10 protein-coding genes are annotated in these 9784 nt (G+C 61.1%); 9 read left to right on the top strand and 1 reads right to left on the bottom strand.

The annotated features are described in order from the left end of the window. The 8 genes from EYE42_RS15730 to EYE42_RS15695 form a co-directional block, all read left to right on the top strand. A partial coding sequence (locus tag EYE42_RS15730) for a lytic transglycosylase domain-containing protein (protein ID WP_342772720.1) occupies window positions 1-1230 on the top strand: 1230 nt, incomplete at its 5' end. Beyond that, window positions 1230-2024 (top strand): type IV secretion system protein, encoded by a 795-nt coding sequence (locus EYE42_RS15725; protein ID WP_130992263.1) that lies wholly within the window; start codon window positions 1230-1232, stop codon window positions 2022-2024. The genes EYE42_RS15730 and EYE42_RS15725, both read left to right, overlap by 1 nt. 60 nt (window positions 2025-2084) lie before the next feature. Beyond that, on the top strand, window positions 2085-2732 hold the full coding sequence (locus tag EYE42_RS15720) for a VirB8 family type IV secretion system protein (protein WP_130992265.1): 648 nt from the start codon (window positions 2085-2087) through the stop codon (window positions 2730-2732). Next, a complete protein-coding gene (locus tag EYE42_RS15715) occupies window positions 2729-3442 on the top strand; it encodes a TrbG/VirB9 family P-type conjugative transfer protein (protein ID WP_130992262.1) in 714 nt (237 codons plus the stop codon). The genes EYE42_RS15720 and EYE42_RS15715 overlap by 4 nt, the downstream gene beginning before the upstream one ends. Continuing rightward, on the top strand, window positions 3439-4845 hold the full coding sequence (locus EYE42_RS15710) for a TraB/TrbI/VirB10 family type IV secretion system protein (protein WP_130992261.1): 1407 nt from the start codon (window positions 3439-3441) through the stop codon (window positions 4843-4845). Before EYE42_RS15715 ends, EYE42_RS15710 begins: the two co-directional genes overlap by 4 nt. A 2-nt stretch (window positions 4846-4847) precedes the next feature. Next, window positions 4848-5858, top strand: coding sequence for an ATPase, T2SS/T4P/T4SS family (locus tag EYE42_RS15705; RefSeq protein ID WP_130992260.1), 1011 nt, complete (start codon window positions 4848-4850; stop codon window positions 5856-5858). Next, window positions 5851-6366 (top strand): hypothetical protein, encoded by a 516-nt coding sequence (locus tag EYE42_RS15700; protein ID WP_130992259.1) that lies wholly within the window; start codon window positions 5851-5853, stop codon window positions 6364-6366. The genes EYE42_RS15705 and EYE42_RS15700 overlap by 8 nt, the downstream gene beginning before the upstream one ends. Window position 6367: 1 nt before the next feature. Beyond that, entirely contained in the window at window positions 6368-7432 is a 1065-nt protein-coding gene (locus tag EYE42_RS15695; protein WP_130992258.1) for a TrbL/VirB6 family protein, read from the top strand. A gap of 59 nt (window positions 7433-7491) precedes the next feature. Here EYE42_RS15695 and EYE42_RS15690 read toward each other — a convergent pair whose 3' ends face one another. Further along, the gene (locus tag EYE42_RS15690) at window positions 7492-9492 is read right to left on the bottom strand and encodes a type IV secretory system conjugative DNA transfer family protein (RefSeq protein ID WP_130992257.1); all 2001 of its coding nucleotides are present in this window, start codon (window positions 9490-9492) and stop codon (window positions 7492-7494) included. Between EYE42_RS15690 and EYE42_RS15685 the strand changes: the two genes are divergently transcribed. Then, window positions 9491-9694, top strand: coding sequence for a hypothetical protein (locus EYE42_RS15685; protein ID WP_130992256.1), 204 nt, complete (start codon window positions 9491-9493; stop codon window positions 9692-9694). The genes EYE42_RS15690 and EYE42_RS15685 overlap by 2 nt on opposite strands. The last annotated feature ends 90 nt before the right edge of the window (window positions 9695-9784 follow it).

Genomic DNA, 9784 nt, shown 5'->3' with positions numbered 1-9784 from the left:
GCTGTCGGTATTCTGCTTCATGGCGTGATCTCCCTGGCGGTTGCAGCCGCCGGCTGGGTGGGTGTCAGTTCACCCGGAGATTACGCCGCCATCCAATTTCTACCACTTCCGAGACACGACCCAGCGGTGCCGCTGGTGGCGCTGATGCTGTCCAGCACGTCGCTGGCGCAGGGTGTTCCGGTCTTTGATCCGGTCAAGAATGCCAAGGAAGCCGAGATTACCGCGCAGATGGAAGCTGACCTGGCGCTGCAACGGCAGAAGGCGGAGGAAGCGCGCAAGAGGCTTGAGGCAGATCGCCAGCAGGTTGAGACCCTGGGCGATGTGTCGGGCGGAATGATCCTGCCGGGTGGCGGCGCAGGGGCCGCTGCCATGATCGCGGACCTTGAAGCGGCCGGGGATGGAAAGCAGGCGGTCTATGCCACGGACAACAGCGCGGCGGCTGAGCAGCTTTTTGGCGAGGGTCGGGAAAACGTCGAGCAGATCATCATCCGCGCGGCCAGGGACACGCATCATCTTCAGAAAGCGGGCCTGTCGCTGATCCAGTGGCGGTGTTGGGTGCAGGCGATGATCTGGCAGGAAAGCCGCTTCAACCCTCATGCAGAGTCGCCGGTCGGGGCTTATGGCCTAACCCAGATCATGCCCGACACCGCCGGCGACCTGGGCATCCGGTCCACCTATCGCTCCGACCCCTACATTCAGGCAGAGGGCGGCGCGCGCTATCTGGCGCAGCAACTCAATGCCTTTGACGGCGACATGATCCTGGCACTCGCGGCCTACAACGCGGGGGCGGGCAATGTCCGCAAGCATGGCGGCGTGCCGCCCTTCGCGGAAACCCGGAAATACGTCCAAGTCATCCCCGCCAAATACCTCGAATACATGGCAAAGCTCGGGGCGGCAGACCAGATAGGCTCCATCGAGGCCTCCTATCTGGCGAATGCCGAAAAGGCGATGATCGGCGGTGCCGTCGCGCAATATGCCGACGAGGCCGGGCAGGACATGGGCTTGGCAATGGCCCGGCTCGAAGAGGCCATGTCGCGGCTCGATCAGACGGAAAACGCGGCCGAGGCGATGGCTCTGAACAGCTTTGTGCGGGCGGAATTTGCCCGGCTTCTGGTCATTCGGACCCGGCTGATCGCGACCCGTTCCAAGCCGCTTTCGGCCGAGGCGGTGGCTGCGGCGGCAGCCTTTGCCCAGGAACGCAGATTTATGGATTTCCAAGGGAGGTTGTGATGCGAAACACCATCACCAGTTTATTTCTCGGTGCAGGTTTGTGCGTGACCTCGACGCTGGCTGTCACGTCATCCGGTTTTGCCCAGGGCGTGCCGACCATCGACACGCAGTCGATCACCCAGCAGATCACGCAGATCAAGCGGATGCTCGAAGACTTCGGCATCCAGTCCGACATGCTGGATCACCTTGTCGATCAACTGGCCGAACTGCAAAGGCAGACGGCGGAGCTGGAGGGCATCTATGCCGTCCTGACCGGCAAGGCCGATATTCAGGGCCTTCTCATGGGCGGCGGCCTCGACACGGTTCTTGACCCAAAGATGACCAGCATCCTGCAAGCCGCTGGATCGGCAAGCACGGGTGATTGGTCGGGGGTATCCTCGGGCTATCGCACGGCGATCCAGACCAATGCAAAATCGACCATGAGGGAGGCGGGCCTCGATCCTGCCCGCGTCGAGACCATGGGCAAGAGCGGCAGCGTGGCGGAAAAGCGGGCGGCGACACAGGCCACGACAGGGGCCTTGGTGGCGGCGACCGCCGATACCGCGCAGCGCGAAACCTTTGTCAGCCTTCAGCGCCTCGATACGCTTGTGGCCGAGATCCCGGAACAGACCGGCATCAAGGAGGCGATCGATCTCAACACCCGAATGATGGGCGAGGCGGTGAAGGAGCTGATCCTGAACAACCAGCTTCTCGCCATGCAGAGCTATGGGATGGGCATGTCGGATGTGTCGCAGGCGAGTGCCTGGGCGCAGGAACAGGAAATGCTCGACTTCCAAATCCCGGACCTGAGGTAAGGCCCGATGTTCGATCTCAAGAAAAACAAAAAGGCGAAAGCCGCATCCGTCGCTCCGAAGATGGTCAGCGAAACGGAGGAAGAACTGATCTATGGCGAACGCCGCCGTGGCGCGTTCTGGCAGAAGTTCGGGATTGCCGGTTGGGGCTTTGGCGCCCTCGGTTGCCTCATGGCAGCCGTGGTCGCGGCCAGTCACGAAACCCCTGCCCCGGTCCTCGTGCCGTTTGATCCGTCGAGCGGCATGGCGCTGCCGACCGCGAACCTGCAAGCCATATCCCTCGATCACCGGGATGCGGTCGTTCAGTCGCTTGTCCATTCCTATGTGCGCGACCGCGAGACCTTCAATCAACTCGACAATGATGTGCGGGTCCGCTCAGTCATCGACCGTTCATCCGGCGCAGCCCTGGCCTCGATGCGCAGCCTTTGGTCCTCGGAAAACCCGGACTATCCCGAACGGAAATACGGACCCCGCGCCCGGATGGATGTGGAGATCCTGTCGGTCACGCTGATCACCGAGGATCGCGCCCAGGTCCGGCTGCGCAAGCGCCTGGCCGATGATGGGGGCATCACCGAGGGCCTGTTCAGCGCCACCCTGGCCTTCCGCTACGAGACCACCGAGGCCCGGCCTCTCGATGAGGTTTGGACGAACCCCTTTGGCTTCAGTGTCTACGAATATGCCATCACGTCTGACCGGTTGGAGGTCCAATGAAACGCGCTCTTGGTTTTGTTGCAGCCCTGGCTGCTGCCAGCATGGGTGTCTCCGAGGCTCTGGCTGAAGTCACGCCCCGCGCCGGAAATCTCGATGCCCGTGTCCGCTATGCCCAATGGGTCGATGGACAGGTTTACCGCATCCAGACGCAGATGGGCCGGGTCACGTCCGTGGAGTTTGGCCCGGATGAACAGATCACCTCTGTCATTGCGGGCGATACCGTCAGCTTCAACTTTGACGCGGTGCCGGGCGGCAGTGCCTTCGTGATGAAGCCCACGACCAGCGGTGCTGCCACCAACATCAACGTCTATACCAACAAGCGGCAATATTACTTCGAGGTCTCGGAGTCGTCCTCCGCGCAGTTCTCGGTGGTCCGCTTCACCTATCCGCGCGGCTCGGGCGGCACGACGCCTGCCAACCGGCAGATCGCCCGTGGGCCTGCCAATCATGACTATGGTGGAAACGTGGTGAACGGCACGACGCCCACGCAGGTCTGGGATGATGGTGCCTTCACCTACTTCAAGTTCCGCCGCAACGGCGAGCTGCCCGCGATCTTCAAGGTCACGGCCGGACAGGAGGTCACGGTCAACTCGCAGACCATGCCTGACGGCGTGGTGCGGGTGACGGGCACAAGCCCCTTCTGGGTGCTGCGCTTGGGCAAGGTCGAGTCCACCGTGGGGATGATGAAAGCCGTGAGGTTGGTGAAATGAGCGATGGGGCAAACAACGATCTTCGTCAGCGGCTCGCCTCCCTGAACGATCAGGAGGCCGGAAGGGGTGGGACCGGACGGGCAGCCAAGCCCGGTGCGGCCAAGCTGGCCCTGGCTCTCGGCGGCGCAGCCGTTCTGGCCGGTGCGGTCTATGTTTATAGCCAACCGGAAGGCGAGACGGTTCTTCCCGTCAGGCAGGCTCAGGAGTTCCAGCCGGAAGGCAGCGGCTTTGGGGACATGGACCGGCCGCAGCGCGAGGAACCCGCGCCTGAACCTGCTGTCGTGGTGGAGACTGTGCCGGACCCGGTTCCGGCCCCCGACAATTCGGAAGTGATCGAGTTGATCCGAAGCCTTCAGGCGCAAGTCGATGCCTTGTCCAAGCCTGCACCCGAGGCTGAAAGCCCGGCATCGGACGGCGAGAACGAGGCCCTTGCCACCCTGCAGGGCGAGTTGGAGGAACTTCGCCAGCAAGCGGAAAACCGCGAGCGCGAGCTTCAGAACATGCTGAGCGACCGCGATTTGCAGATTGCGGGCCTGAACAATGAAATGGACATGCTGCGCCTGCAAGGCGGCGGGGGCTTCGTGCCGGGCAGCGACGATGATCTTTTGGCGCAGCGGCGGCAGGCCGCGGAAGAGGCCGCGCAACTGGAACAGCAGCGCCTGCAATCCTCGATGATCGCGATCGGCGGCGGCGATGGTCCCGGAGGGGCCATCGCGGAGGCCGCAGGCTTTGGTGATGCGGCAGCCGCGCAGCAGGCAGCGAAACTCAGTGACGATGCCGCCTTTGTGCGCAATGCCGGACGCCCGGTGCAGGTCCAACGCGCGGAAATCATCGTCAACCCGGCCAACACCGTCACGCAGGGCACGATGATCCAGGCGGTTCTGGAAACCGCCATCGACTCGACCCTTGAAGGTCCGATCCGGGGCGTGGTGACAACCGATGTGGTCAGCTATGACGGCTCGCGCATCCTCATTCCGCGTGGCTCAAAGCTGATCGGCAGCTATTCGGCGGATGTGGATATCGGGCAGAACCGCCTTCTGGTCGCGTGGGAACGCATCATCATGCCCGACAACCAATCGGTGCAGATCAGTTCCTTCGGCGGTGACGCTCTTGGCCGCTCGGGCACGACCGGCAAGGTCAACAGCCACTTCTTCAAGCGGTTCGGGGCGGCGGCGCTGATTTCTACGATCTCTGCCATTCCTTCGCTTCTGGAAGATGAAGACAGCGACGGAGGCGTGACGATCTCGACGGGCGGCTCGGACGCCGCAACGGGCGTGTCGGATGCTCTTGGCGGCGCAACGGACGCGGCTATTGGAAAATACATCTCGATCCCGCCGACGATCACCGTGGCCCAGGGCACCCGCGTCACGGTGATGGTGGACCGCGACCTGGAGATATTCTGAGCATGGATGACCTGAGCCACGGCAGCTATCTCGATGAAGCCCTGGCGGCGATTGGACCTGTCATCGACAGCCCTGCCCTTGTGGAAATCGCCATCAACCCGGACGGGCGCATCTGGTCCCTCCGGCATGGCGACGCAGCCATGCAGCCGGTGGACCGCACAGCCATGAGCGCGATGGAAATAGACGATCTCGGCCGACGCATCGCCAGTGCCGGGCGGCTGACCATCGGCAAGGAGGCCCCGATCATCTCCACCTCCGTGATCTACAAGGGACGGCCCATCCGCGCCCAGGTGGTCACGGCCCCAGCCGTCTCGACGGGCGCGGCGATCTCGCTGCGCTTCTTCTCCACCCTGCCCCTCGACCAGATCACGGTCAAACACCTCCATGGCCGGGAATATTCGGTGGATGGAGCCCGCGCCGAGATGAAGCGCGAGTTGAAGGCGCTTGCGGCCTCAGGCCAGATCGACGCGGCCATGGCCTTCATCGTCGCGCACAAGATGAATGCCCTGATCGCGGGGGCGACAGACAGCGGAAAGACCGTCTTTGCCCGCAAGATGCTCTCCTATGTTCCCGACAGCGAGAGGCTGATCACCATCGAGGACGCGGCAGAGCTGGTGCCTGCGCAGCCCAATGTCGTGACGCTGATTGCGGACCGCGACAGCCGGACCCGCTCGCCGGATGTTCTGCTCACGTCCTGTTTGCGAATGCGGCCTGACCGTCTGGTTGTGGGCGAGGTGCGCGGCAAGGAAGCCATGACCTTTATCGAGGCCATCAACACCGGCCACGGCGGCTCGATGACGACGATCCATGCCGAAACACCGAAGCTGGCCTTGGCAAAGCTCGCCATTATGGCGCTGAAGGCGGACCTGCCGCTCACCTATACGGACACGCTGCGCTACATCGGCAGTTCCATCGACGTGGTGATCCAGACCGGCCGTGCCGGCGGTGACCGCGGCGTTCTCGAATTCTACATCCCCGACAACGGCGACGAAGGAGAAGCCCCCCATGTTTGACCGCAACTCGATGCTGCTTGGTGCAGCGGCGGCAGCCGTTGGCATGATCGCCGGGGCGGTGGTGATGACCAACATGCTTCGCGCTGATCCGCCGCCGTTCCCAGAGTCAGGGAAAATGGCTGAAGCGGCCCAGGCTGAACGGGACTTCATGGACTTCACGATGCCGGACCTGTCTGAACCTCAAACCGGCGAAAAGAGGTCGCGGCATGGCTGCGTCATGCCTCCGCTGCCGCAATGGGCGGATGACCTGCCACCCGCCGAAGCGCGGCGATCCCTGATCCTGCAACATCTCTACAATATCAGTCGTCAACAGGCGATCATCGAGACCAACTCCTGCCCCTGCGAGGTTGAGTTTCCATCCTGGGATGAAGCCGAACGGCAGTATGAGGAACTGACGGCTGGCAAGGATCGGGATGGGATTTTTCAGTTTTCGGCCCAGCTTGGCCGGAAGGAAGGCGACACCCTGAAACAGTCGCTGGATATTTGTAAAGCATGGAGAGGGCGCTGACATGTCCGCTGTCCAACTGATCGTGGGTTCAGCCGAGTCCTTTCTGACCAATGCCGCCAGATCGACATTCCTGGGGCTGGTGGAAGCCTCTGGAACCCTCGTGGGCTATATGGCGGTTCTGGCCGTGGCCCTGGTCGGCATCAACATGATGCTGCAACTGCGTCCCATGACCTGGGGGCACGCCTTGGCCCTGATGATAAAGCTGGCGCTGATCGGCATCTTCGCCTGGAACTGGAACCAGTTCTGGGCTGTGGCGGGCGGCATCCAGAAAGCCATCGAGGCCACGGCAGGCGGCATTCTGGCATCAAGCGGAGACGGCCTGAGCGGGCCGACGATCACCGATGGATTTGCCACTGCCATTGACGAGATGATGGACAAGTTCACCCTTGCGGCCACGAACATCGCTGCGGAAATGGGTGGCTGGTTTGTGACCGCCGTTGTCTCCGGGATCTGCCTCCTGCTGATCGGCACCATATCGGCCTTCTCTGCCGTCCTGATCCTGTTCCCGAAGGTGGTCATCACCGTGCTTCTGGGTCTCGCCCCGATTGTCATTGCCCTGACCTTGTTTGAGGCGACAAAGGGCTTCTTCGAGCGGTGGGTGTCGGCCTGTGTCAGTTGGTCTCTTTACCCCCTGTTCATCGCCTCGATCTTTTCGATCATGATCTCCATGGGGACCGACCTGGTTGGACGCATCGGAACCTCCAACTTCGCCAGCATCGGGGCATTCGTGCCGTTCATCGTCCTGATGATCCTGATCCTGATCTGCATGGTGCTCCTGCCCTCCCTTGTCAGTTCCGTGTCTGGAAACATGCAGATGATGGGCTTGGCGGCTGTTGGTTACATGGCGGGGAAAAACGCAAGGACGTATATGGGGGGCCTAAAAAACACTGCTGCCGCGGCTAAATCCACCGTCCAAGCGGCCCAGCAAACATACCGGGGTGAGAACGCGATTGGTCGCAATGCCCAAGCGTTCGCAGCGCATCCGGCAGTCACCCAAGCGTCAACAGGCGTGGCTGAGTCCATAAACCGGATGCAGGACAAGGCCCGCGCGTTGGCAAAAAGATAGTGTTCAAGCGCGCGGATCTAACGACAAAAAAAGCAGGCGGCCCGAAGGCCGCCTGTTTTTTAACTTGCTTCTAGGGACAGTCCATCATCGTCCGGCGAGATCGTCTGAACCTTTTCAGTTGTAACGACAATCGCCTTGACGGCAGCATCATCGGTGGAAATTGCGATACCTGACGCTAGGTTTGGGTTAAGGCTGCGCCTCCGAACGATCACTGGCGCTGTCTTGTCAGGATTGTTGGCCGATTTATTATCGGACGATTTCTTTCCCACTTGCTCAAGCACAATATGTGGTAAGGCACCCTTGACCCGGCTTCTTTTGGTGACACCGCCGTCTACTTTCTGAGCCAGTTCTGTGATCTTGCTGGTGGCAAGCATGAGTTCGCCACGCATCGAACGCAGTTCAATATCCTTGGGATCAGGACCAGGCAGCGGGCCTTTCTGTGCTTGGAAGATAGGCTTCAGCACCTTGTCATCAAAGTATTTGATCCGCCACGCTTTGATCGGGTGATGCCCATTGGCAAGGATGATCATTTCATCCTCTTTAAGCCGCCCGGCCTCATCCTCGGTCAACAGGTCACGTTCTTCATGTCGCTCGGAAACGTTGATCCCGTTAAGGGGTCCCTTTCCGATGGTCCGGGACTTTGACGTGACCCGCACGGTAGTCTTGCCCACAGCCGCCGCCAACTCTGCCTTGGTGCGCTGCTCGGACGGGGCGAGATAGATCTTGACGCCTGCGCCGCCTTGCAACGAAAGCCGGGTATCTTCGCCATAAATCTTGTCGAGGGCAGGGATAGTCTGCGTCACCACAGCTAAGTGACCGCCGTAAGCCCGCAGCGTCTTGATGCTGTCGGTCACGCTCGGCATTCGGCCCAGCATGTCGAACTCGTCCAGCATGATCATGACCCGCCAAGGCTCGTCTTCACCGGGAAGATGGTCGTGAAGGCTCGACAGCAGATCCGAAAAGAACAGCCGGACGAGTGGAGCGATGGCACGGATCTTATCATGCGGCGGCGCCACGAAATAAGCGGACTGCGGAAAGCGCCGGAAATCCCGGAAGCTGAAGTCGCTGGTCTCCGTTGCCCGGTCGATAGCGGGGTTTGACCAGAGCGACAGGCCCGAGGTCATCAGAAGCGACAGATAGGAGGTCAGAGTGCGGTCATTGGTCGAGGCCAGGCGTTCGAACAGCAAACGGGCAGCCGGACTTTTCACATCATCCGCATACTTCATGTATTGCTTCTGCTTGTCGCCCCCAGCCGAAGCCAGCCGGTAAATCTCTCCCAAGGTCGGAGTGCCACGCTCAATCGCATAGATGCCGCAAGCAACAAACAGGTCAATGCCGCCGTCCAGCAGGCCCTTGGCACCATCATCCTCCGTTTGCAGGAACAGCTCGGCCAACATACGGATTTCCATCTGGCGCTGATCGGGGTTCGGCAGCGCGTTGATCCGGTCCAGAGGATTATAGCGGTGGCCGGGATTGTCCCAATCGAGGGGTGCAAATCGCCAGATCTTGTCACCCATAGACTGCCGGTGGCGGCTGGTCAGTTCGAAGTTTTCACCTTTCACGTCGAGAACCACGGCACTGCCCTGGAACAAGAGAAGGTTCGGAATAACGAAGCTGATCCCTTTCCCTGCCCCGGTGGGGGCGACCAGCAAACAATGAGGAAACGCCGCTGAGCAAAGAAACTTCCCCCTGCCCTTGGCTGGTCCCGTCTTGCCCACTACAAATCCGCGTCCGGGCTTTCCCAGAAAGCCGTTCTTTTTCAATTCACGCCTGCTTTGCCAATGCGCCTTGCCGAAGGTCGTCAGTTTTTCGGTGAGGACATTGGCCGCCAGCACTAGCGACAGAAGAACAAAGCCGCCCCAGATCAGGTTGAGGATCTGAAATGCTCGCGGATCGGTCGAACGCAGTGACGGGTATTCCCGCACGATCGCCAGCCAGTCGAGATACTGGCCGTTGTAGCCACGCCAGAAGGACAGAAACCCGGTGCCGACAATATAGGCGAAGCCGGTTCCAAGGACAGCAAACAGCAGCGCCCCGCCCAAGATGTGGAGCTTATTCATGGCCGCCTCCCTCATGACCGCGCTCTTGACGCTGCCGCTCGCGTTCCTCGCTCAACTGTTCGCTGATGCGCTCAAGGCCATGCCGGGCTTCCGGGTCGTTAGCCGCACGCAGATAGTCCCTTGCCATGGTCAATTGATCGTCGCGGTCACCGACCCCGCGCAAAACGTCCAGAGTAATGAGCGAAAGTTGGTGATGCCCTGAGGGGGCGGCATATCATGGCGGTGTTCAGAACGCCGTCAATTCTCAACCGAGAAAGGGATATGCCACATGCCAGAGACTACCATCACCCAG

This window comes from Paracoccus subflavus, from assembly GCF_004310345.1.
Classification (GTDB): domain Bacteria; phylum Pseudomonadota; class Alphaproteobacteria; order Rhodobacterales; family Rhodobacteraceae; genus Paracoccus; species Paracoccus subflavus.
This window is presented reverse-complemented; position numbering and strand designations above follow the sequence as displayed.

Coding starts and splice junctions, on each gene's coding strand:
- EYE42_RS15725 (WP_130992263.1), top strand. CDS start 1,230: ATGCGAAACACCATCACCAGTTTATTTCTCGGTGCAGGTTTGTGCGTG.
- EYE42_RS15720 (WP_130992265.1), top strand. CDS start 2,085: ATGGTCAGCGAAACGGAGGAAGAACTGATCTATGGCGAACGCCGCCGT.
- EYE42_RS15715 (WP_130992262.1), top strand. CDS start 2,729: ATGAAACGCGCTCTTGGTTTTGTTGCAGCCCTGGCTGCTGCCAGCATG.
- EYE42_RS15710 (WP_130992261.1), top strand. CDS start 3,439: ATGAGCGATGGGGCAAACAACGATCTTCGTCAGCGGCTCGCCTCCCTG.
- EYE42_RS15705 (WP_130992260.1), top strand. CDS start 4,848: ATGGATGACCTGAGCCACGGCAGCTATCTCGATGAAGCCCTGGCGGCG.
- EYE42_RS15700 (WP_130992259.1), top strand. CDS start 5,851: ATGTTTGACCGCAACTCGATGCTGCTTGGTGCAGCGGCGGCAGCCGTT.
- EYE42_RS15695 (WP_130992258.1), top strand. CDS start 6,368: ATGTCCGCTGTCCAACTGATCGTGGGTTCAGCCGAGTCCTTTCTGACC.
- EYE42_RS15685 (WP_130992256.1), top strand. CDS start 9,491: ATGGCCGCCTCCCTCATGACCGCGCTCTTGACGCTGCCGCTCGCGTTC.
- EYE42_RS15690 (WP_130992257.1), bottom strand. CDS start 9,492: ATGAATAAGCTCCACATCTTGGGCGGGGCGCTGCTGTTTGCTGTCCTT.